Here is a 23385-nt window from a genome sequence, read left to right as displayed (position 1 = left end):
GCTGCTCTCGCTCGGCATCTCTTCGCGCGCGGGGCTCCGGCGGTACAATGACCTTCCGAGGTGCACATGGGAAGCCGGCTGAAGACACGCTCGTCGATCTTGCTGGCGTCGATCCTGGCGCTCGCGTGTGGCACCGATCCCAGTGACGAGGGGAGCGGCGGCAGCGCGAGCGGCGGGGGCGGCAAGGGCGGCAGCGGCGGGACCGGCGTGTCCGGAGGCGGCGGCTGGGTGAGCGGCGGCGGTGCGAGCGGCGGCCCCAGCGGCGGCAGTGGTGGTGACGGCGGCAGCGGCGGGTTGACCCCGCTCCCCTGCGACTCGCGCTTCAGCGTCAACGAACCGGCGACGGTGGGTGTGCCCTTCGACGTCACGCTGGCGGACAACACACCCTACGCCTACGTCGACCTCGAGGTCTCGGGACCCGGAGCTCCGTCGAGCGCGTGGGTGGGTGTCAACGGCTCGAAGCCTTGGAAGTGGACGTGGACCGTGAGCGGTCACGGTGCCGGCGTCCTGGACCTGACGTTCAAGAAAGACAAGAACGGCAACGCGGGCACCACGGTCGCGACGTGCCAGATCCACTCGGTCACGAGCGGAGGCAGCGGCGGGACGTCGAGCGGTGGCGGGGGCGCACCCGGTGGTGGCGGCGCTCCCAGTGGCGGCGGTACCGGCGGCACGACCAGCGGTCCGCCTCCCGCGAACCGTTATGGCATGGGACTCGTGAACCCAGGCGACGCGACGGACGCGGATCTGACCGCGAAGCTGGCGGGACCTGGCGGCTGGTATCTGGTGATCTTCGCTGACATCACGCCAAGCAGGACCAGCGCCGACCCGAGCTGGAAGAGCAGCATCCAGCAAGCGTACGCCAAGGACTTGATCCCGGTGATCCGGATGGCTCCGCCGTGGGGAGATCGTCGTGTGCGCAACATGGGTGAGAGTCCGACGGCCTACAAGAAGCTGGCACAAGCCTACAAAGCCGTGATCCAGGACCTGCCGTTGCGCGCCAACTGGCCGCTCTACGTTCAGATCCACAACGAGCCGAACCTATGTGACGAGTGGCAATGCGACGCCTCGGCGGGGACACTCTCCGACAAGACCATCGCCAGCGAGTACGCCCACATGCTGAGCGACGTCGCGGATGCGCTCCACTCGATCGGTGATCCCCGGATCAAAGTCTTGAATGGCGCCCTCGCTCCCGGTGGTGTGGCGTGGTGTCAGTGTGGGACCAGCAACTTCGCGGCCGGCACACTCTCGGCCACGTTCTTGACTCTCATGAACCAGGCGGTGCCCGGCGTGTTCAACAAGATCGACGCGTTCGCCGCGCACTCGTACCCGGCCAAAGGTGAGGGTTGGGGATTCTTCGTGGCCTACTCCGAGGCCATGACCGGCCTCAAATATTTCGAGAAGGAGCTGGCGGCGATCGGCAAGAACAGCATGTCAGTCGTGATCACCGAGACCGGGTGGACCATCAGCGGCGACGGCCAGAACTGGAGCCGCGATCAGGTCGCCGACTTCAGCGTGCAGGCAGTGAAGAACGTCTGGACCACCCACCCGAACATCATCGGTGTGACCCCGTTCATCTTGCGCGACTCGGCCTGGGACAAGTTTGCCTGGGCCAAGCCGGATGGCACGCCGTATCCGGTCTACACCAAGGTGCGCGCGAATCGCTGCGCGGTGGCGGGCGCGAAGAACTGTAACTGACGCGGCTGATCGAGCGGCGAAGCGCGCTGGGCACGCAACGAGCGCGGCGCGAACCCGCTCAGTCTCGCGGCGGGGGTGGCGACGGGATCGTGTCGCGATCGTCGTCGTCGTCGTCGTCCGGCATCACGACGTCGAGGGTGGATTGGCGCTGGGGCGCCGGCACGGTCTCGCCGTGATTCGACGGAGCGTCGTGTTCGGGTTGCGTGGGGATGTGGTCTTGCTCGGAGCCCGGCACCCAGCCCAAGCTGGGGAGCTTTGGCGCCGGCGGCACGACGACTGGCTCGGACGCGGCTGGGCCATCGATGCGGCGAGTGCCACTTCGTTTGCGCGAAACCGAGCTGTCACTGCTCGGTTCTTGCTCGTGCTCTGGCTGGCTCATGTCCCCACGTCCCCGGCGTGTGTGCGGGGAGTCTAGTCCCATGGATACGAATTGCACGTCAGTTCGGACCACCCCAGCGGCGTACCAGCCAGGGCGGAAAATGCTGCGGTCGCGTCGATTCCCGCGAAGTGGACGCATTGGCCGGTTCGGCGCATGATTTCGGCATGCGGATCGGGAAAGCCGCGCTGCTGCTCTCGCTGGGCGGATATTGGCTCGCGGGCTGCGGTGCGCGCACGGGTGATGAGCTTCGTCTCGATGGCACCGGCGGTACCGGCGGCGTGTCCGCTAGCGGAGGCCTGGGTGCAGCCGGCTTCGGCGGCACACCTTTCGGCGGTGGCGGCTTTGGCGGCACGCCCTTCGGTGGCGGCGGATTTGGCGGCACTCCGTTCGGTGGCGGCGGCTTCGGTGGTGCACCCCCAGGCGGTGGTGGATTTGGCGGCGCGCCCCCAGGGGGTTTCGGCGGCACACCCTTCGGCGGCGGTGGCTTCGGCGGCGGTGGTTTCGGTGGCACCGGTGGCACATCGGGTGATTGTTGTTTCGAACACCCGTTCCCCGGTTGTTCGTCACCCGATGTTGCCAAATGTGTGTGCGCGCAGGACGGGTACTGCTGCTCGAATCAATGGGACAGCTTGTGCGCCAGTGAGGTCGACTCGCTCGGCTGCGGATTCTGCGGCGGGACCGGCGGCTTCGGCGGTGGCGGTTTCGGCGGCATGCCCTTCGGCGGTGGTGGCTCCGGTGGCGCACCCCCAGGCGGTGGCGGTTTTGGTGGCATGCCGTTCGGTGGCTCGGGTGGCGTTCCGAACTGCGGCCCCGTGCCGTGTCCGCCCAAACAAGTTCCGAACACTCCCATCGTGCTTCAAGGCTGCTGCCCGTCGTTCGGGCCGTTCGTGTGCGGGCTCGACACCACGCCCATCTCACAATTCGTGCCGCTCCCGGCGGCTTGTGTGCAGAAGAATCAGCCCGGCAAGATCGATCCCACCTGTCCGTCGCAGCCGACACCGCAGGGCCAATCGCTGCCGGGTTGCTGCAAACCGAGCGGCATCTGCGGCACCTGGTTCGGCATCATCGATCTGGGTTGCGTCGAGACCTGGCAGACCGGCGGACCGCCACCAACCAAGTGCGGCGGCGGTTTTGGTGGCGCCGGCGGTGGCGGCGGCTTCGGCGGCGGCGGTTTTGGTGGCGTCGCGGGCTTCGGCGGAACCGGCGCTGGCGGCGCGTTCACCGGCGATTGCTGCACGACTCAGCAATGGGCCGGCTGTGGTGATCCGAGCGTCTACAAGTGTGTCTGCCCGCAAGATCCCTTCTGCTGCAACAACAACTGGGACGGCATCTGTGTGAGCGAGGTCACCTCCCTCGGCTGCGGTAAGTGCGGCGGCTCTGGCGGCGCTGGCGGTGTGGCCGGGGCTGGCGGCAGCGGCGGCGCGGGGACGTGCAACCCAGCCGCATGTCCTAGCCCTGGACCGGTCAAACCCTGCTGCATGACACCGAACGGACCTTGCGGAATCGTGACGCCCAACGGGTGCCAGCCGTTCTTCTTCGGCGACGGTGGCGCACCCTGATGTACGTCGCCGTCAGTGTGTGACGGTGGGACGTGGTGTGTGTTCGACCAGCGCGATGGGCCACGCCGCGCTGTCTCGTCGCCACTCCCCGGTGCCTTCACGACGAACGTCGACTCGCACTTGATACATGCCGTTCACACTCGGGATGGGTAACCCGAGTGATCGAGTTCGAAAGCGGGGAGTCGCGGACTTGAAGTCGAAGGGCTCCGTGTAGGTCTCGAGACCGGACTCGCCAACCATCGCGATGCGCACCTGAAAGGTCTGCGACATCTCCGTCGGGGCGATGTCGAAGTACGCGTGTAGCTCCAGCGGCAGGAACCCACCTGGGGGCGGGGGTGCATTCGGCGGAATGTTGAGCTGCTCGACCAAGTTGAACAGCGTGACGTTGTTCGAGTGTTGATCGAGGGACGAGCCGCTCGACACCGCGAGCAGGTAGCAGCGAGGCATGGTTGACGTCAGCGGCGTAATAGGGTCCGGAGCCAGAGTCGAGTGGTGTTGTGTTCCAGGTCCAGGATCGAGTCGAAGAGCGGCATGCGCTCCGGGCAGACCTCGACGCAAACACGAGCTTTTCCGCAGCTCGCGACGCCGCCTGCTGCCATTGCGGCCGCGAGGCGAGCCGCGCCCCGCGCCGCGCCGGCGCCGGTCCGGTTCAGGAAACTCACTTCGTTGAGCGCGGCCGCGCCGACGAAGGCTGCATTCGACGTCTCGGGACAGGCCTCGACGCAGGCTCCACACTCCGTGCAGCGATCGAACCCAGCCAAGGCTCGCGGGACCGGGAGCGGGCCTTCCGCTTCCGCGTCCAGCCAGGCGCCGAGCTTCAGCCGGGCGGTGCGGAGTCGAGCCTTGTCGACGATCAGATCGCGCACGACCGGGAACTTGCTCAGCGGCTCGAGCACGATGCTCCCGCGCTTGGGGCGGGCCTCGTGGAGCGGCGTGCGACACGCGGGTCGCACGTGTCCGTTGACCAGCATCGTACAGGCGCTGCAGCCATCGGCGCGGCAGTTGGACTCGAACGCGATCGGCGCCACGGGTTTGCCTTCGCGGGTAACGGGGTGCTTGGCGATCGTGTGCAGCGCCGTCGCGATGCTGTCCCCGGCTGCGCCCTCGACCTCGAACTCTTCGAAGCGACGGGTCTCGAGCTCAGCGGGCGAGTCCTGACGCAAGATACGCAGCACCAGCTTTTCGCTCATGGCGCCTCCGGAGCTGGTTCCGATGCTGCCGCGCCGGCGACAGCGTCGTTGCTCGTGTCGGCTTCGATGACGACAGCGATGGCCCGCGCGAGTGCGAGCGCGGGCGACAGCTCGTCGAAGGCGGCGAGAGCCTGGTTGGCCACGTAGGCATCGTCACCCAGGCCGACTTCCTCGAGGCGCCCCTCGAGCTCGTCGAGTTTGTGTCTTAGCTCCGCCGTTGCGAGGGTCGCGGCCAGGTGCTGGGCCATCGCCTGCCGCAGCTCGTGCGCGACCTTTGCGGGTGTATCGTCACTCTTGCTCTTTCGTTCGAGCAGACGCTCGGTCCGCAGCAACGCCTGCTTTTCTGCGTCACGGGCCAAGCGCTCGGTGTCGCCGGTCGCGGCGGCGGTTTTGTCGCGGAAACGCGCCACGGCCCGAGCCGCGCGTTTGCCCCCGTGCAGCGCGGCCAAGAGCGGCGTGCCCGGCGTGGTTGCCTGCCCGAAATACGCGCCCGTGATCCCTCCCGCGGCGTACAGCCCCGGAATGGTAGTGTTGTGGCAGAGCGGTGACTCCGGGTCCGTATCGTGGCCGATGAACAGACCCCCTAGCGTCCGATCCGGTGTGCGCGACACCACGATCGGCTCCGAATAGGCATCCGAGCCGGTCACGCGACTGTAGCTCTCGAGCGCGGGTCCAGCCGCGATCCGGAGCGGCGCGCGATCGATGGCGGTGAGATCCAGGAGTCCCGCGTCGACCTTCGCGCCCAGACTCTCGAGGCGCCGGGGCAGCTTCCTGACGAAGCCGCCCGCGCGATAGGCGTGAGGGTGCCAGCTCACTCGCTCGGGGGACAGCAACCGCGCGCCGTGTCCGAGCGCCACGCCCGTGACTGCGCCGAGCGATGGTGGAGAGAGTGTGTCGGCAACGAACAGCCCGGCGTGTCCGCCGCTGCACAGGCAGACCCCGTGCGCTCGAAGCGCGGACACCTCACCCGTGGCGAAAGATCGGACCAGCACTCCAACCGCGCGCCCCTCGGCGTCGAGCAAGAGATCCACGACTCCACACGCCGTGTGACGCTCGAACTTTCCGCGCGCCTCGTAGCCGAGCAGAAGTTGAGAGAGTCGGCGGCTGACGTGGCGAGCCGTGAGGCAGCCCGCGTGCAGACTGCGCGCGCGACTCGAGCCGGCGAGCTGCTCGAACGCCAGCTCGTCTTGGCGCGTGCGCTCGAAGGGCACGTCCAGGGAGAGCAGCCAGCTCACGAGCTCCGGTGCATCGCTGGTCATCGACTCGAGAAACGGCCGCGACTCGGCGCCTGTGATGTCGAGCAAGTCTTCCAGGTGCCGGGCGGGGTCGTCGTCTTCGCCGAGCGCCGCGTCGATCCCGTCATGCCGCGCGCTGCTCTCGGCGTCTTCAGCGGGCGCTCGAGCCAGCAGCAACACGGGAACACCCAGGCGCGCCAGCTCCAGGGCCGTGGTTTGCCCGGCAATGCCCTCGCCGACGACGAGCGTCGGAAGCTGGGTGCTGGCGCTCACTGCGCGCCCCATGGCGAAATGCTGCCCGTTGCGATCTGGATCACGGTGGCTGCGCTGACCAGAAAGACGAGGGCGCCAACCAGCGCGGAGATGCGTGCCACGCGCTCGAGGCTCCGGGTCGACGCCACGAGCCCGAAGCTCGCGGCGAAACCGACGACGCCGTTGGCCAGGTGATACACGGTCGCGGCGACACCCACGAGGTAACCGACCGCGACGAAGGGAATGCCGAGGAACCCAGTGCTCGACAGGCTGGCGTAGAGCTCGGTCTGCAGGTCCGCGCTGCTGCCGAGGCCTACGAGCACCCGCACGCGGGTCTCCCACAGGTGTGCGAGCACGAACAACAGAACGACGACCCCGCTCACTCGCTGCAAGACCCACGCGAGGTTCCCCGAGTAGGGGTAGGTACCGACGTTCGCGCGGGACTGGCGCGCGAGGGCCAGGCCGACCGCCGCATGGAATAACAGCGGCACTCCGAGCAGCAGCGCCTCGGCGCCCAACCGAAACCGAGTCTGGTGCGACAGCGCGCCGGCGAAGGAGGCGGAACCGCGGAGCGCCTCGGTCATCGCCGCAAGGTGCGCGAGCACGAACACCCCGAGTGGCACGACGCCGGTCAAACTCATCCAGCGTCGCAGCGCGAAATTTCGCCGATTCGTTTCGGCGAGAGGCGCACGGTCTTCACTCACGAAGGGCTCGGCGGACCGTAGCCTGGCCCGCGCCGAACCTCCACACGCACGGGAGCCGCCTAGAACACCGATCAGCTTGCGCTGCTCGTGTTCTAGGACACTTACGTTGGGGCTGCGCCCCAAACCCCCGGCCTTCGGCCGTGCGCGCTCCGCGCGCGAGCGCCGAACACCTTGCAAGTCGCTGAAAACAAACGACCTTCAAACCTGTTCGGCGCTCTAGAACACCGATCAGCTTGCGCTGCTCGTGTTCTAGGACACCTACGTTGGGGCTGCGCCCCAAACCCCCGGCCTTCGGCCGTGCGCGCTCCGCGCGCGAGCGCCGAACACCTTGCAAGTCGCTGAAAACAAACGACGTTCAACCTGTTCGGCGCTCTAGGCGGGTCCCTTTGTGCCGCAGCCGAAGAGCACATCGACCTGCCCGTTCGCGTCCAGTTTCACCTTCGTGCAGGTGCCCGGGCAGAGCAGGATCTTGGTCGGGCTCAGGTCGTTGTCGTAGTACCAGCCATCGCCGCTGGGCGGGCAGGCGGCTTCGTTGTCGTACTTCGACCAGACCTCGGGTGCGCCGCCGGTGCCCGGTGTGTACTGCACGTTGACCTTCTTCGGGTCGACGACGCCGCCTTCCGGCGTGGGAATCAAATACTCACAGGCCAGGGCAGCGCCGCGGATGGCGTTCAGCGCGTCGATGAACTGCTGGTTCACGTTGCCGGTGGTGTCGACGATGAACGCGGTCTTGGTGCCGCCCGCCGCCGCGATCGCGTTCAAGTTCGAGAGTGCACTGCCGACGCCGATCACGAACGTGAGCACCTTGGGTGAGCCACTGGCGCCCTGCTGTGCGACCGCCGCGGCACCGGAGACACTGCTTCCGCAATCGTTGGGCTGGCCGTCGGTCGCGAGCACGATGACCACGACGTGATCCGGGTTTTTAATGGCGTGAGTCTGCGCGTAGGTCAGCGCGCCCTGCATTGCCGTGAGCGTCGGTGTGCCGCCGTTGGGGGACGCCCCGCTCAGTGAGCCGGTGATGGCGCCGGCGTTGCCCGGCAAGATGCCGATCGGCACACTCGGTGTGGAGTAGGTGCCCACCGAACACTCGGGGTTGTCGGGGAAGAAGTCGAGCCCGACGCCGATGCCCTGTGACTGGGTGTCGTTGACGAAGGCGTTGATGGCGCTGACCGTGCTCGACCATTTGGAGCCCTGCATCGAGCCGGACTTGTCGAGCATGATGTAGAGATCGAGCGGCAACAGCTCGGCCTTCTGCGACTCGGACGCACAAGCGTTGGCGTCGGTGAGTGAGCCGTCTCCGCTCCCACCCTCGATGATCAAGCCGCCGCCCGAGCCGCCGGTCGAACCGCTGCCCGTGGACGCCGCGGAGCCGCCGCCCTTGCCACCCACATTGACGTTTCCGCCCTCGCCGCCGGCAATTCCGCCGTCGTCGGCGCCGCCACAGGCTTGCGCCAACAGGAGGGTCCCAACCGCCGCTATGAAGCCGAACTTTACGAGCCGGTTCGTCATGTCGTCCTCGTTCCTACAGAGTACTCTACGAGCGCCTCTCCTGCGAGCTTGTGATGCGCTTCGAACGAGTTCCATCCTCATCCGAGCTTTCCGTCCTCGGCGCATCACTCGTCCTGTTTGGTGCCTTGCTGTCGGCCACGGGCTGCGCGAGCGACGCTTCGACGCGGACGTCGCCGGAGGCGAGCGTGGCAGCCTCGCTCAGCGCTCAGCGAGACTTCCGAGCCATCCAGCGCGCCTGGACGACGGCGAGTCCAGGCGATCGCGGTCGGCTCGAACCGAGCCTGGTCTCGTTTCTCGAGCGGCATCCGGCGGACCCACGGGTCCGGATCGCGCGGGTGTACCTGGCATGGCTCTATGTTCAGCGCGGGCGCGTGAACGAGGCGGTCGCCCTGGTCAGGCTGACGCGGCAGGGTCGCAGCGGGACGGCGCGAGACTTTGCCGCCGTCGCGGAGGCGGCGATTCTGCTGCGCGAAGGCAAACCCGAGCAGGCTCTGAGTGTGCTGGCGCCGCTCGAGGGCAAACTCATCGACCCAGATGAGCGTTTCCTGTTCGGAGAGCAACGCGTGCTGGCCAATCTCGCCGCGCAAAAGCCCACCGCTGCTCTGCGCGCGATGCGGGACTGGCTGGCGGAGACTCCGCCGGAGGAGCGCGATGCGGCGCGCGGTCGGGTCGTGCGCTTGGTCGATGAGATCGCCGCCGAGCCGCTGTTCGGAGCCCTGACGGAGCTGGTCGCCGACAACGACGCACCCAACGCCAATCCCGAGCGCGAGCGCGCACGGGGTTTCCTCTTGCCGCAGGTGGCAGAGCGGCTGATGAAGCTGTGCATCGAGTACGAAGACGGATCGCTCGCGCGGCGGCTGCTCGACACCGGCATCGAGGTGTTTCGTCGTGGAGCACGCGGGCAAGAGCTCGTGCGGATCGCAGCGACCGCTTCGGTCCTGCCGCGCGTCGCAGGGCGTGCGGTCGGATTGGTGCTCAGTATCGGCAGCGCCGAGGCCCGTCGGCGATCGGCCCAGCTTGCGACCGGTGTTTCCCGCGGGCTCGGGCTGCCGGCATCGGCGGCCGACGCCGACGCCGTACAGCTCATGACGAGTGAGGACGATGGCTCCGAGGAAGGTGTGGCGCACGCCCTCGCCGAGCTTGCGGGAGAGGGAGCGGCCATCCTGATCGCCGGAGTGGACCCGAAGACGGCCGCCGCGGCGGCGAAGTACTCCGAGCACACGGGGATCCCCGTGGTCCTGCTCTCTGCGCCGGCCAACGGACTGAGTGGGGCTGCGTTTTTGCTCGGCGAGAGCCCCGAGCGCGAGAGCGAGGCATTGTCGACGGGTGCGGACGCGCTCTCACTCACCACTCGAACCAAGATCGGCGCGGGCGGCATCTCCTGTGAGATCGCCGCTGCCGCGGCGGGGCAACCGCGTTTTCCGGTCCAGGGGTGGAAGAAGGACAAACTGGACGGAGTGCTCGTCATTGGCGATGCAACTTGCGCCCGCGACGTGTCGCGAGAGTCTGCCGAGACCGGGCGACGCGTGACCTTGGGTCTTGGGCTCGAGGCGGGAGAGATCTTCGCCGAGCTCGAGGCGCTGCAGCCACGCTTCGCGCTCTCGGCAGGCTCGTTCCCGCATCGTCCCGGAGTGACCGCCTCCGCTGCCCAACGCGAATGGGTTGCACAGTCCGGGCACGCGCCGAGCTGGTTCACCACGCTGGGCCACGACGCGGCGCTCCTGGCTCGGATCGCGCTCTCGGATTTTTCCCTCGAACGAAGCGTCGATGCACAAACGGTGGCGGTGTTACATCGGCGCGCTACTGATCGCCTCGGCGCCGCACAGGCGGAGCTCTGGTCCAGCGAGGCGCGCGGTTTTGGTGGTGCGCGGATCTTGACGCGCAGTCTGGGCACGGTGGTGTGGAAGCGGCCGCGAGCGAACCCGTGATGAAGCCGGCGGCGCCCATCGAACTCGCCACGAGACGCGAGACGACGCGCCTCGCGGCACGTTTGGCTCCGCACCTGTCGGGCGGCGATCTCGTGGTGCTCTCCGGCGAGCTGGGCGCAGGCAAGACCTTCTTCGTCAGGGCTCTGTGCCGAGCCCTGGGCCTTCCAGGGCGTGTGCGCGTGACCAGCCCGACGTTCTCTCTGGTGCACGAGCACGCTACCCAACCGCCCATCGCGCACGCCGATCTGTATCGGCTGTCCACGCCGCGAGAGGTGCGGGACCTCGGACTCGATCATCAGCGCGACGATGGACGCCTGCTCATCGTCGAGTGGGGCGAGCCCTTCATCGAGGTCCTGGGCGGAGATGCCTTGGTGCTCACGCTGGGGCTCGGGCCGCGGCGCGCGGTATTTCGGGCGACCGGTGCGCGCTCGCGGCGAATTCTGGCGGAATTCAGCCAGAGCAGCTAACCCTCGTTCGAGACGTGGGAGACTGATGGCGGTGGCCCAACAACGGATGGCGAGCGGAGGCCCCGGCCTGCTCGCGAGCTTCACCGGGCCGCCTATCGCGGCGCTGGAGACCATCGGGCAGCTCTTGCTGCTCACGGGCCGCACCATCGCCTGGTCGATCCGCCCACCCTATCGCATCAGTCAGCTGCTTGCGGCGATGGACTTCGTCGGAGTTCAGTCGGTGTTCATCGTGTCGTTGACCGGGATCTTCAGCGGCATGGTGCTGTCGCTGCAGACCGTGAACAGCCTGCGGCAGTTCAGCGCGGAGGGCAGTGTGGGCGCGGTCGTTGCCATCTCTCTGGCGCGAGAGATCGCTCCGGTGTTCAGCGCGCTGATGGTCACCGCGCGGGCGGGCAGTGCCATGGCGGCCGAGCTGGGGAACATGCGGGTCACCGAGCAGATTGACGCGCTGGTCACGATGGGGGTCAGCCCGGTTCAGTACCTGCTGTCACCCCGCATGGTCGCCGCGATCTTGATGGGCCCCCTCTTGTGTGTGCTCTACGGCTGCGTCGGCATGGTCGGCGCGTGGATCGTCGCCGTGAAGTGGTTGAGCGTGGACCCCGGCGTGTTCGTCGCCAACATCGAGCGCTACCTGGAGCTCAAGGACTTCTGGATGGGCATGATCAAGGCCGCAGTGTTTGGTTTCTTGCTCTCGGCAATCTCCTGCAACCAGGGCTTTTACGCCAGCGGCGGCGCTCGCGGTGTGGGCCTGGCGACCACGCGAGCCGTGGTACAGAGCGCGGTCGCCCTGCTCATCGCGAATTACTTCATCACCGATTGGCTGACCCAGCTGTGATATCCCTTTCGACTGGGAACATGGAAGCCGAAGCCTTACCAAGCGCAAAGAACGACGACGCGGACGATGTGCGTTGGGCCCTCGAAACGGCGCACGCCGTCTGGACGCAGGGCGACCAGCGCTCTGCTCTCAACTGGGTCCGCCGGGCCGCCGAGGCCGCCGCCGAAGCGGGCGCCGATCTGCGCGCCGTAGAGCTGGCGAAGGCCGGCGCCGAGCTGCGAGCTCTGCTCGAAATTCCGCGCACGCTGCCGCCGCCACCTCCTGCCTCCGATCAACCCATCGAGTCGGTCCCACCGCAGGCGCGCGTGCGACACCACGCGGTGCGCGTGGCGGTGATGTTGTCTCCGGATCACGACGGCGCGTTCCTGGCTTGGCCGTTGAAAAAGGGAGAGCCGGCGCCATCCAACTCCCACGAGGCGCTGTTCGTCGCGCTGGATCCCGACGCCGATCTGTTCGTGTTCAAGCTCTGACTAACGCAAGAGCTCTGCGATCAGCTCGGGTCGCTCGTTGCTCTGTGGCAAGGCGCTCGGTGCCACGAGCTCGGCGTGTTCCAGATCGGCGCCGATGCGGAAGCGCACGGAGTCGAGGGCCGCGCTCGACCCGGCAAAAAAACCGTCGCTGGTGTGCACCCAGCCGCTCGGGCGGTCGGGTCGGGCGCGGAAGGTGACCGCCTTGCCGTCACTCACACGGTGGATGCGAGCCTGATGACTCGCGGACAAGAGCAGCGTCCCGCTCGGGTTGAACTCGAGGCTCCAGATGCGTGCCTGGGGTCCACTCAGGGTGCGAAGCAAGGTGTGGTGTTGGGTGTCGACGAGGCGAATCGAACTGTCGTCGCTGGCGACGGCGACCTGCGCACCGTCCGGACTCACGCGCAGCTGGCGCACCGCCGCGCCGATGCTGACGAGGGGCGTGACGCGGCCGGTGGTCGGGTCCCAGACGGATGCACCCCGATTCATGCCCGGGAAAACGATGTGTTTGCCGTCCGGGTAGAACGCCGGGAGAGCAAACAGCGTGCGGCCGGAGGTCTTTGCGAGCAGCGCTCCCGTTCCAGCATCCCACAACGACAGGTACTGTCCCGAAGTCACGAGCAGCTGCCGCGCATCGGGCGAGAACAAGAGCCCGTCTGCACGGCTGAAGGGCTGCACTTGTTTCAGATCGAGCGTTGCGACGAGCTTCCAGCTCTGTGTGTCGAAGAGCTCGACTGCGTCGGCTCCCCCGACGACGAGCAGGCTGCCTTTCCAGAGAACGCCTGCGATCATGCGCGCCGTGGTCGTGAAGGTCTTCACGACCTTCTGCCGTCCGTGGTCCCAGATGCTCACGCTGGCGCCGATCACGACCGCCAGGCGCTCCCCGTCGGGGGAGAACTGAAGGCGCGGACCCCAGTCGTCGCGGGTCGGTCTACTGATCGTCGTGACCTTCGCGCCGCTCGCGGCGTCCCAGACCCGCACGGAGCCGTCGCCGACACCCGCTGCGATCAGCTTGCCGGTCGCTGACCAGACGGGCGCACCGGGCTCACGACCCTCTCCTGCAAGGCGCTGCAAGATGCGGCCGACGCGCGCGTCCCACACGTCGATCCAGCCGGCGGCCGCGCTGGCAAAACGCTCCCCCTTCGGGTCGAAGCTCGCCGCTCGGACCTCGCCCCACGGTGTGCCGAAGGCGCGCAGCGGCGCACCAGTGTCGGCGCGCCACAACCGCACCTGAGGGTCGTCGTTGCCGGTGACGAGCAGCGATCCGTCGGGGCTGATGGCGAGCGCCTCGAGGATGCCGACGGAATAGCTGGCGAGCTGCCTGCCGCTCGCAACGTCGAGCACGTGCACGCGCTTGCTACCGCCGGCAATGAGCCGCGCGCCGTCGGGGCTGAACACCAGCTGAGACACCGGGCTGGTCAGCGGAATGTCGCGCGTAGTCTTGCCGGTCTGGGCGTCGAACATGAGCACGTGTGCGCCCGTGGGTGCAGCGACCAGCGATCCGTCGGGGCTGAAGGCCACACGCCAGGTGCGCGCCATGCCGGTGGCGCGAACCCGAAGCGTGCGGGCGTCCCAGATGTGAACGCGGCCGTCCAGGCTAGCCGTGGCCACGCTGCGACCGTCGGGGCTGAGAGCCACTCCGAGCAGCTGGCGCCCCTCGCCGTTCGGCGTTTGCGCGGTGTCGATCAGTCGCCCCGTTGCGGCGTCGTACACCGACAGCTCCGCCTTGGGCCCGACCGTGTAGATGCGCTTGCCGTCCCCGCTGAGCTCCAGGTCGAAGCCTGGGTGCTCGATGGTGAGCTTGGGCGCGAACCGCGCGAGATCCCAGACGATGATGCGCGAGTCGCGAGCGATGGACGCGAAGACCTTGCCGTCGGCGCTCCACGCGACGCGCTTCAGCGCCTCGTGATGCCCGACCAGGTGCGCCACGAGCCCGCCAGTCGTGTTCCAGATCCCGATGGTGTGATCGAAACCGCCCGTTGCGACGAAGCGTCCACTCGGATGAAATGCCACGGACCAGACCTGCGCGACATGCCCGGTCTGCGGCACGAGCACTGGCTCCCTCGGAGCTGCGGCGGGCGGCGCCGGCGCCTCTGTCTCGCCGTCGGTCGCGCGGGCACGCGCCACGACCCTACGCTCCACGAGGTCCGGCGGCAGCCCCTCCAAGCAGCCGGCGGCCGAGCTTACGAGCACAGCTGCGGCGAGCGGGAGGACGCGCATCGCCGTCCTACGCCGCGCGCCCGCCGGGACTTCCTCGCTAGTGCTCGCGGATCACTTGCACTTGGTGTTTTCGCAGCGATCTTCTTCGTTCGGGTCGTCGGTCACCGCGTCGTTGCAGTTGCACGCACCCTTGCAGAACCAGCTGATCTTGCCGGTGCGGAAGAACTCGTCTTGCTGGTCGAACGAGGGTGTCAGATCGCGGACCCGGTCGTGAGGGTCGCAGCCGTCCTTGGCCGGAGTGTTGGTGACCGGCAGCGGCTTGAGGCCAAAGTCGTACTCGACGAGCACGGACTTGTCGGTGAGCGGACCCTTGCCGCGCTCGATGCCGTAGTAGTCGTCGAATACGGGCTGAGCCGCGTCGTCGGATTCGAGCTGCACCGCCCCTATCGCCCGCGCCATGATGTGTGCGCCAAACGGCGTCACCTGGTGATCACCGCGGGCGATGTGCATGAGCACGTGGTGGGCCGGGGTATTCGGCATCAAGTCGTCGGTCATGTAGGGCGCGAGGCCGCCCGGCTCGACGCGATCCCACGACATCTGCACGGCCCCCAGCATCAGCTGCGCATAGGCACCGTTGAAGTCGAAGCCCGACTCCAGCATGATTTCGTAAGCGGGCCAGTCGAAGCTGCGGTTGAGCAGCACGTTGTAGGGCATGCCGGTCTCACCCAAGAGGCCACGCGTGACGTCGGTGCTGACGGCCATGTACGTCCCGCCCATGATGCCGCCCTGGCTGTCGCCGCGATACGCGCGCACGCTCTTGTCGACCCACGCAGGATCCAGGATCAGAGTCCCCTTGCTGTCCTTGATGCCTTCCTTGGCGACGCGGCCCATCATCATGCGCATCGCCAGGAGCTGGTTCACCATGCCCTGGAACTGCCGCTCGGGAAAACCCTTGATGCCTTGAAAGTTGCCCAGCAAGAGATCGAGCGCCAGGGGCACACTGTTCTCGTCGAAGCCAAACAGGTTGGTCGAGAACGCGATCCAAGCGTTGTGATTGGCGGCCCGGGCGAGGTAACCGCCCTGGCCCTCGGTACGACTGCCAAACAGTCCGTGCCCGTTCTGCAACAGGCCGTGTTTCTTCGAGGACTGCACGCTTTTTGGCACGAGCACGAGCACGTCCCACTCCATCGTGCCGTTCTGTTTCAGCTTGCCGTCGGCGCCGATGTTGAGGCGATCCATCGGCTTCTTCTTGTCGTAGTGCACCGCCGCGGTCGTGAGGTAGAGCGGCACGGTCATCACGAGGTTGATGCGCCGGATCAGGTTTTCGTCTTCGGGCGGCAGCTCCTCGACACTCTTGACGGTGAACGTCGGACCGTCGTCCCCGACCGCCGCCAGAGCGAGATCCCGCATCTCCATGATCCGCCCCGTGATGTTCTCCTTGCTCGCCGTGGAGTAGTCCCAGGCGAGCTGCAGGTCCTTCTTGTCGACCCCAGCCTTGTCGAGCTCGGAGAAGATCTCCTTGTACAGGCCCTTGCGGGCGTAGACGCTCCACTTCTCAGCGGCTGTACCCTTCGACAAGAGTTTGCCGTCCCTCAGCGCCTTGAACGCCGGGCTGGGTGCGATGACCGCCTCGTTGACGTCTTCGACGTTGCGGATCGCGACGATGTAGCGGGTGTTGTCCTTCAGGCGCTCGGCGGGTCGGATCATGAGCAGCCGCTGATCTTCCCGGTCGTCGATGCCGTCGTTGGCGGTGCTCATGTCCAGATCGACCCAATGCGGGATCTTGCGCCCGGTCGGCACCTCGAGCAGCACGGTCGGGTGGTCTGGCTCGAGGGACTTCTCGATGCTGTAGGGGGTGGCGCAGGCGGAGCACTTGGCCAGCGGAAGGTGAGCGAGCGGCGCCTGTGAGGGAGAGAACCCGTCGTGGTCGTAGAAGAGATCCGGTGGTGCGTGGGAGTCGTCGTGGCGCGGTGGAAGCGTGGTCGGTCCGAAGTTCACCCGCTTGCCGTTGGCGTGAATCCCGTCCGGGTCGTCGGCCAGATAGACGTTGGAAGGGAAAGGCAACCCGCAGTACGTGGGGGCGATCGGATCACAGTCGCCGCCCAAGAGCGGCACGCTGCTCTCGGGTTGTTTTGGAATTTCTTCCCCTGCGTCGTCGTTGTCTGCGCACCCCATCGCGAGACAAACGAACGTGATCGAACCGAGCGCCAAACATCGCGACCGAAGTGAAGTCATGGGTTTTTCCGAGGGCGCCCGGAGCATACCAGCGACCCGGCCAGGGCTCACATTTCGCCCAGCGGCTCGGGATTTGTCCGGGCTCGCGTGGGGTCGCCGCGGACCGCGCCGCGGCCCTCGATGCGGTCGCGGCGCGTATGGCCATGACACGCGAGTCTCGCCCACGGAAAGCGCGCTCAATGCGCCTCGCGCGCCCGGGGCTCGCCGGGCCGAGAGGTTGCGCTAGGATGCCGCGACCGTGCAGGACCTGGAAGCAGGCGTCGAACAGGAGCGGCGCGCCCAGGTTGGGCGTGTGCCTCCGGTGGTGGAGGGCAAGCCCGAACCGGCTTGGCGTGCCCGTCGCCGCCGGCTACGCCGGCTGCGCAAGGCGGTCGGGGCCTTCCTGCTGCTTTCGCCGGCCATCGCCGTGATTGCCATCGACGCCTCGAGGCGCTCGGAGCTGCTCGGCACCTTCCAGGGTTATTACCGCTGGACGTACGCGGGCGCTGTGGCCGAGAGCTTGGTGCTCTGGTCGACGCTGCTCTACGCCGCCTCGCGCAGGAGCGGTTGGGGTCGCTGGGTCGCCGCCGCGCTGTTCGTGGTCGGCATCACGTTCTCGTTTGGCGGACAGGCCTATTTCTACTCGCAGTACCACGCCTACCTGAACGTCGACGTCTCGCTGTTTGCGTCGAACTTCATGGACAGCGTGCTGAACCAGCTGTTCGCAGACATCGGCAACTACCTGAAGGCCAAGGCGCCGCCCTTGATCGTCGCGATTGCCATGCTCGTGGTGGCGCGGCGGGTGATCCGGCCGCGGCGCATCCCGAGCATCCTGGCTTGTTACCTGGCGCCGGTGTTCGTCATCGCGTCGTTCTTCATTCCGACGCAGCACCGCCACATCCAGGCCGCGACGCCGGACGTGCTCTACTTGAACGCGGTCGGCGGGTTGATTCGCACGCAGCTTGGGCTCACGGATCAGTCGAACCAGCTGCGCCCGCGCGCTCGGGATTCACTGCCGGTCGAGCCGCTCAGCGCCAAACCCCCGACGCCGCGCAACGTCGTGCTGATGATCCTCGAGAGCGTCCGCGCGGACGCGACCTGTGTCGAATACGATCCCGAGTGCCAGCGCACCGGGACGTCGAACCTGCTCCTGCCCAAGCGCTTCCCGCTCAACCAGATGCGTTCGCTGGATTCGTCGACGGCCATCTCGCTGGCGGTGCTCTGGGCGGGTATTCTGCCGACCGAAGATCGCGAGACGCTCCACACCTGGCCGCTGTTGTTCGACTACGCCCACGCGGCCGGTTGGGACACCGCCTACTGGACCAGCCAGAACATGATGTTCGGCAACGCCCGGCTGTGGGTGAAGAACCTGGGCGTCAGCAAGTTCGTGGCCGCGACGGATCTCGATCCGACTGCGGATCTCGACATGGGCGCGCCCGAGAACCTGCTGGCCGACCGCGTGAACGCGGAGATAGGTGAGCTCAAGGAGCCGTTCTTCGCGGTGATTCACCTGTCGAACGTGCACTACCCGTATCACATCGACCGCAACGGTCCGCTGCCCTTTCAACCCTGGACCACCAGCAAGGCCCCGGACGACAACCCCCACTTCTTCAACTACTACCAGAACAGTGTCTATCAGCAGGACCTGCACGTGGCGCGCATGCTGAAACACCTGCGTTCCACCGAGGCGGGCCAGCGCACGGCCATCGTGTATCTGAGTGATCACGCGGAGGCCTTCCGTGAGCACGGGCAGATGGGCCACACCTTCAGCGTGTTCGACGAGGAGATCCACGTTCCGGCTTGGATTGACGCTCCGGCGGGTGTGCTCAGCGAAGAGCAGGCGAAACACCTGGCGGCCAAGAAGGACGAGTACGTGTTTCAGGTCGACATCGCGCCGACCATTCTCGATCTGATGGGCCTCTACGACGAGCCGAGCATCGCCAAGTACAAGACCAAGATGCCGGGCCACAGCCTGTTGCGCCCCGAGGTGACGAAACAGGCGCTGGCGATGACGAACTGCGCCGGCGTGTGGAGCTGTGCCTTCGAGAACTGGGGCTACATGCAGGGCAGTCTGAAGCTCGAGGCCCGCGCGTGGGACACCGGCTGGCACTGCTACGACGTCGCCACGGATCCCGAGGAAAAAGACCCGCTTCCCCGGGAACGGTGCGCCGAGCTCGAGGCCCACGCGATGAAGACCTTCGGACGTTTGCCGGGGAAGAAGCCCGACTGAGCCTGACTCTGAGCGACGCCGCGGGCGCCGCTTCGTCCGAGAGTGCAGGGCGGGCGCTGCGTGATAGATCTCCTCGCGAGGACGCCGCGATGCCCACCAACGAGCCTTTTCCCTCGCTCCTGATCGACGCCGCCGGCATCAGCGCGGCGGGTGCCTTCGCCGAAGCGCAGGCGGCTTTCCTGGATCCGGATCCGGCGGAGGTGGGCGAGCTCGGGCGCCTCTTGCGCGAGAAGAACGCGGCCATCGTCGCGCACTTCTACATGGATCCCGAGCTTCAAGGTGTGCTCGCCGCCACCGACTGGCCGCACATCTTCATCTCCGACTCGCTGGTGATGGCGGACCGCGCCGTCGACATGGTGAAGGCAGGTGCCACGACGGTCATCGTGCTCGGCGTCGACTTCATGAGTGAGAACGTGCGAGCGATCCTCGACGCCAGCGGGTATTCAGACGTGCCGGTGTACCGCGTGGCGGAGCAGGCCATTGGCTGCTCGCTGGCCGAGGGAGCCGAAGCGCCAGCCTACGGCGCCTACCTCACGCTCGCCCAGAAGACACCGAGCTCCCTCCACGTCGTCTACATCAACACGAGCCTTCGCACGAAGGCCTACGCTCAGTCGCTCTTACCGACCATCACCTGCACGTCGAGCAACGTGGTCAAGACGGTGCTCCAGACCTTTGCCCAGATCCCTGGTTCACACGTCTGGTTCGGGCCGGACACTTACATGGGGCAAAACTTGGCCGGGCTGTTTGGTCGCTTCGCGAGCTGCCCGACGAGACAATCCGTGCGCTCCACCCCGAACACAGTCGCGAGACGATCTCGGCGTTGCTCCCGCGGTTCCACTACTTCGAGCAGGGCAACTGCGTCGTGCACCACATGTTCGGTGCCGAGGTCGCCGAGCGAGTGCGGAAGGAATACGAGGATGCGTTCATCACCGCGCACCTCGAGGTGCCGGGCGAGATGTTCAGCGTCGCGCTCTCGGCTCAGCGGCGTGACGCGGGGGTGGTCGGTTCGACCTCGGACATCCTGGGGTTCATCGGACGCAAACTGGACGCCGCCGTGGCCGCCGGCTCGCCCGCCCGGCTTCGCTTCGTGCTCGGCACCGAGGCTGGCATGATCACGAGCATCGTGCGCCGTGTGCGCCAGACGCTGGCCGACGTCGCGGCCACCGGTGGGCCGGACGTGAAGGTCGAGATCATCTTTCCAGTCGCGAGCGAGGCAGTCGCACAAACTGGCGAGAGTGAGCTCACCCTCGTTCCCGGGGTCATGGGCGGTGAAGGCTGCAGCACCGAAGGCGGTTGCGCGACCTGCCCGTACATGAAGATGAACAGCCTCGACGCGCTGCTCGGTGTGCTCCGCCGTATCGAAACCGAGCCTCGCACGCGGCTCGCGGCATTCGAGCCCAAACACTACGAGGAGCGGATCGCGGGCAAGACGATGGCGGAGCTGGGCGGCGTACCCATCCTGCACATGCGCGAGCTCGGCAAGCTAAGCCGGCTCTCGGACGTTCTCGTGAACGACGTGCGCACGCGAAACGCGACTTGAGGGTTGGCCGGTGCTGGCGCCGAGCTGCCTTGTTCAGCTCTCGAGTTCGGGCTAGAACCCCCGCATGTTGCGTCGAGCTCTGTGGGTCGCGTGTTTGTTCTCGGTTGCCCCCCTCGCCGGTTGTTCTTCGGACGACGCGGGCGGTAGCAAACAGGGCACGGGTGGTAGCGGCGGCACCGGCGGAAACGGACCCGTCGATGCGCTGCTCGAGGCGACGTGCACCGACAGCATCGACGACGTCTACGCAACGCCGCCGGCGTTGACCGGAGACGCCGGCGCGCTGCTCCGCTGTGCCCACGACAAGTACCTGACGAAGGACGAGCTCCTGGCTCAGGCCAAGGCGCGGGGTTACGACGGGCCCGACTTCGTGAGTGGTGCCCACGTCTACCGAGTGCTCTTTTTGACCTCGCGCGGTGATGCCACGAACAGCCCCGGGTTCTCCACAGGCGTGGTCTATCTGCCGGACGCACCCATCGCGGACAAGGCGCCGCTCGTCGCGAGCGGACACGGCACCGTGGGTCAGGGCAAAGACTGCCTCGTCTCCAAGAACGCGACGCTCGCGGGTGGCGATCCGCCGGCGCAGTGGGAGCCGATCGCGGGCGCGGGGTATCCGGTCATCGCACCCGACTACGCGGGCTACTCACAGTTTGGCGCGGCCGGGAACCCGGTCAGCGGTTACTTGCTGCCGAACGACGCTCCACGCTCACTTCTGGACTCGGTCCACACGCTGCGCAGCATGATCCCGAGCCACGCGGCACAAGAAGTCGTGCTCACAGGCCACTCTCAGGGTGGGCACGTAGCGCTATCGGCCCTTGCCATGGCCGAGTCGCATGGCATCGACGGCAAACTCTCCGGTGTCGTCGTCTACGCGCCGTTCTGGATGAGTGGCCTCATGCTCGGCGTCGGTTTGTTCATCGGCGGAGGCATTCCGATCCAGGGCAACGAGCTCTTGGCGGGCGCCGGAGCCTGGTACTATTACTCCGCGGCGGAGCTGGCGGATGGCCCGGGGCACGGCGCCGACATGTTCGCTCCCGCCAAACAGGACACCGTCAAGACTTTCGTCTCGGATGCATGTTTGGGCGACAACACTCTCCTCCACTCGCTTGGAGAGTTTCTCGCCGATCCGTTCGACCCCGAGTTCGTCAAAGGCGTCGGTGGGTCGGCGATGAGCGGCGCCCCGTGCGCGACAGACGGCTCCGAGGCGGCGAAGCTGTGCGAAAAATGGTTGCCTCGGTTGAAGAGCTCCCGCCCGCACCTGACGGGCTCGGCGAAGAGTGTGCCCATCCTCTGGATGTACGGAGACAAGGACACCTCGGTCTCGCCTGGATTTGCCACCTGCGGAGTCGATCGCTTGAACGCAGACGGCGCGGCGCTCGAGACCTGCATGATGCCCGGCAAGACCCACGGCGGCATCGTGCGCAGCGGCTCGGGCCGCGTGAACCAGTGGATCGGCGCGACGACTCTGGGCTTGCCGGCGCCGCCGCCGTGCGACCTCGATTTCACGTTCACCACCGACGGCACGGGCGCGAAGCTCTCGTCGATGTCCGACGGCAAGGGCGGGCAGACGGTGTGCCAGCAGCCGCCGAACAACCTGGCTGACTGAAGCTCGCGCGCTCTCAGCCGCGCTGCCAGCGTGTGCTTGCGTGCACGGCGCGCGTGGGCGACTCCGCCGCGAGCGGGTGCTTCGAGGTGCAAACTTCGGAAGTCAAACGGGTCGCGTGGCGTTTTGTTCGCAAGCCGACCGTTTGGCATGTGTCAGTGGAGCAGCCCTCGAAGAACTACCGCCCACAGGTCGAACTGGCGCACACGTGCCCAATTTCGAGGTCATCCCCTGCGAAAGACCGCTGCGAGACGAGAGCCGAGCACATGCCGCGGAGTGAAACCTACATGCGCGTCGGTGGTGCTCCCGAGTGCTCCGCCGTGGGCCCGTCACGCACTTATATGAGTGTGCGGTTGTCCGAGAAGCTTGCTCAGTCGTTTGCGTCCGGGCATCCTGGTTTGTAGAAGTGGCCCCTCTTCGTCTCCCCCTTGCCCTGCTGATCCTCGCGGTGAGCGCACCCGCTTGGGCGGAGGACACGAAGTGGGACGCGGCCCCCTCGACAGAGCTGCCCGCGACGCTACGTTTGCCCACCAGCCTGCTCGCCTCGCTCGGAACGGCGACGGATCAAGGCCCGCCGCGCAAGAAACAAAAACGCAAGCGGCCGGACTGCAATCAGAATGGCTGCGGTTACAAGTCGCTGCTCGGGGGCATTTCGATCGCCAAGGACATCCAGGCGAGTGATGACGTCTCCGTTCGCGTGCTCCCCACGAACTCTGCTCTCGGCGGTGAGAGCTCGGCGCCAATCCTGGTGCGCGCTCGCGTCGACGGCCAGTACGGCCTTCACCTCAGTGCAAAATTCTGAAAAGACTTCGCCCGCTGCCTAGCGCGGCAATTAGCCGCGAGCCCAGCATCCCATCCCCAACCTCCTCGAGCTGACTCCGTGCGAGGTCGGCGGGCGTCTGCGCATGATCACGCTCTACATCGCGACCTCGATCGACGGGCGCATTGCGGGAGAGAACGACGATCTGGAGTGGCTCGAGCTCGCGGGTTCCGGTGGCCGTGGCGGGGACTATGGCTACACGGCGTTCTACCAGACGGTCGACGTCACCGTGCTGGGCCGAGGCACGTGGGAGGTGTGCAAGCGCTTCGACCCCTGGCCGTACTCGGACCGTCCCTGTGTGGTGATCACACGTCGCGATGATCTGGTCGCGGTAGACAACGAGACCTTCGAGGCCTTCGACAGTGCGAGGTGGCGCGAGCGCGGCAAACACGAGCACGTGTACCTGTGCGGCGGAGGCGGGGTGGTGAAGCTGTTCCTGGAGCACGACCTGGTCGACCGCATGGAGCTCGCGACCATTCCCGTGATGCTCGGCGCGGGACCGTCGCTCTTCTTGGACGGCGTGCCCGCGCGCAAGTGGCGGCTCGAGACCAGTGAGGCGCACGCGACGGGTGTGGTGCAGTCCGTCTTCGTCAGGGCGTGA

The 23385-nt window shown here is 66.9% G+C and carries 19 protein-coding genes; 11 read left to right on the top strand and 8 right to left on the bottom strand.

What is annotated here, in order from left to right; translation table 11 throughout:
• The first annotated feature begins 66 nt into the window (after positions 1 to 66).
• Entirely contained in the window at positions 67 to 1695 is a 1629-nt protein-coding gene (locus IPI67_34915; GenBank protein ID MBK7585370.1) for a hypothetical protein, read from the top strand.
• A gap of 58 nt (positions 1696 to 1753) precedes the next feature.
• On the opposite strand, the gene IPI67_34910 is transcribed toward IPI67_34915, so the two are convergent.
• The gene (locus IPI67_34910) at positions 1754 to 2074 is read right to left on the bottom strand and encodes a hypothetical protein (protein MBK7585369.1); all 321 of its coding nucleotides are present in this window, start codon (positions 2072 to 2074) and stop codon (positions 1754 to 1756) included.
• A gap of 164 nt (positions 2075 to 2238) precedes the next feature.
• Here IPI67_34910 and IPI67_34905 point away from each other — a divergent pair, with 164 nt between their 5' ends.
• Entirely contained in the window at positions 2239 to 3633 is a 1395-nt protein-coding gene (locus IPI67_34905) for a hypothetical protein (protein ID MBK7585368.1), read from the top strand.
• 12 nt (positions 3634 to 3645) lie between these two features.
• On the opposite strand, the gene IPI67_34900 is transcribed toward IPI67_34905, so the two are convergent.
• From IPI67_34900 to IPI67_34880, 5 genes are all read right to left on the bottom strand, one after another.
• On the bottom strand, positions 3646 to 4080 hold the full coding sequence (locus IPI67_34900; GenBank protein ID MBK7585367.1) for a hypothetical protein: 435 nt from the start codon (positions 4078 to 4080) through the stop codon (positions 3646 to 3648).
• Between the two features lie 8 nt (positions 4081 to 4088).
• Complete coding sequence (locus tag IPI67_34895) at positions 4089 to 4823, bottom strand: 4Fe-4S dicluster domain-containing protein (protein ID MBK7585366.1); 735 nt, start codon at positions 4821 to 4823, stop codon at positions 4089 to 4091.
• On the bottom strand, positions 4820 to 6343 hold the full coding sequence (locus IPI67_34890; protein ID MBK7585365.1) for an FAD-binding protein: 1524 nt from the start codon (positions 6341 to 6343) through the stop codon (positions 4820 to 4822). The genes IPI67_34895 and IPI67_34890 overlap by 4 nt, the downstream gene beginning before the upstream one ends.
• A complete protein-coding gene (locus tag IPI67_34885) occupies positions 6328 to 6951 on the bottom strand; it encodes a hypothetical protein (protein MBK7585364.1) in 624 nt (207 codons plus the stop codon). Before IPI67_34885 ends, IPI67_34890 begins: the two co-directional genes overlap by 16 nt.
• 435 nt (positions 6952 to 7386) lie before the next feature.
• Positions 7387 to 8523, bottom strand: a complete 1137-nt coding sequence (locus tag IPI67_34880; GenBank protein MBK7585363.1) for a VWA domain-containing protein — start codon at positions 8521 to 8523, stop codon at positions 7387 to 7389.
• 185 nt (positions 8524 to 8708) lie between these two features.
• On the opposite strand from IPI67_34880, the gene IPI67_34875 reads away from it, so the two are divergent.
• Genes IPI67_34875 through IPI67_34860 form a run of 4 tightly spaced genes read left to right on the top strand, consistent with a single transcriptional unit; the run spans position 8709 to position 12223 of the window.
• The gene (locus tag IPI67_34875) at positions 8709 to 10451 is read left to right on the top strand and encodes a hypothetical protein (GenBank protein ID MBK7585362.1); all 1743 of its coding nucleotides are present in this window, start codon (positions 8709 to 8711) and stop codon (positions 10449 to 10451) included.
• Positions 10451 to 10918, top strand: coding sequence for a tRNA (adenosine(37)-N6)-threonylcarbamoyltransferase complex ATPase subunit type 1 TsaE (gene tsaE / locus IPI67_34870; protein ID MBK7585361.1), 468 nt, complete (start codon positions 10451 to 10453; stop codon positions 10916 to 10918). The genes IPI67_34875 and tsaE overlap by 1 nt, the downstream gene beginning before the upstream one ends.
• Positions 10919 to 10964: 46 nt before the next feature.
• Entirely contained in the window at positions 10965 to 11753 is a 789-nt protein-coding gene (locus IPI67_34865) for an ABC transporter permease (GenBank protein ID MBK7585360.1), read from the top strand.
• A gap of 20 nt (positions 11754 to 11773) precedes the next feature.
• The gene (locus IPI67_34860) at positions 11774 to 12223 is read left to right on the top strand and encodes a hypothetical protein (protein MBK7585359.1); all 450 of its coding nucleotides are present in this window, start codon (positions 11774 to 11776) and stop codon (positions 12221 to 12223) included.
• Here IPI67_34860 and IPI67_34855 read toward each other — a convergent pair whose 3' ends face one another.
• Both IPI67_34855 and IPI67_34850 read right to left on the bottom strand, forming a co-directional pair.
• Positions 12224 to 14347, bottom strand: coding sequence for a WD40 repeat domain-containing protein (locus IPI67_34855; GenBank protein MBK7585358.1), 2124 nt, complete (start codon positions 14345 to 14347; stop codon positions 12224 to 12226).
• 144 nt (positions 14348 to 14491) lie between these two features.
• Positions 14492 to 16615, bottom strand: coding sequence for a hypothetical protein (locus IPI67_34850; protein ID MBK7585357.1), 2124 nt, complete (start codon positions 16613 to 16615; stop codon positions 14492 to 14494).
• A 238-nt stretch (positions 16616 to 16853) separates the two neighbouring features.
• On the opposite strand from IPI67_34850, the gene IPI67_34845 reads away from it, so the two are divergent.
• The 5 genes from IPI67_34845 to IPI67_34825 all read left to right on the top strand — a co-directional run bounded on the left by IPI67_34845 (position 16854) and on the right by IPI67_34825 (position 23385).
• On the top strand, positions 16854 to 18824 hold the full coding sequence (locus IPI67_34845) for a sulfatase-like hydrolase/transferase (GenBank protein ID MBK7585356.1): 1971 nt from the start codon (positions 16854 to 16856) through the stop codon (positions 18822 to 18824).
• 89 nt (positions 18825 to 18913) lie between these two features.
• Complete coding sequence (gene nadA / locus IPI67_34840) at positions 18914 to 19936, top strand: quinolinate synthase NadA (protein MBK7585355.1); 1023 nt, start codon at positions 18914 to 18916, stop codon at positions 19934 to 19936.
• 492 nt (positions 19937 to 20428) lie between these two features.
• Entirely contained in the window at positions 20429 to 21967 is a 1539-nt protein-coding gene (locus IPI67_34835; protein ID MBK7585354.1) for a hypothetical protein, read from the top strand.
• A gap of 445 nt (positions 21968 to 22412) precedes the next feature.
• Positions 22413 to 22766 carry a hypothetical protein gene (locus IPI67_34830; GenBank protein MBK7585353.1) on the top strand — a complete coding sequence of 118 codons (354 nt, stop codon included), beginning with the start codon at positions 22413 to 22415 and terminating at the stop codon, positions 22764 to 22766.
• Positions 22767 to 22869: 103 nt separating this feature from the next.
• Positions 22870 to 23385 carry a dihydrofolate reductase gene (locus IPI67_34825; GenBank protein MBK7585352.1) on the top strand — a complete coding sequence of 172 codons (516 nt, stop codon included), beginning with the start codon at positions 22870 to 22872 and terminating at the stop codon, positions 23383 to 23385.

It is taken from the genome of Myxococcales bacterium (assembly GCA_016706225.1).
In the GTDB taxonomy this organism is placed as follows: domain Bacteria; phylum Myxococcota_A; class Polyangia; order Polyangiales; family Polyangiaceae; genus JADJKB01.
Note: the sequence above shows the minus strand (reverse complement) of the source record. Positions and strands in the feature narration are given on the sequence as shown.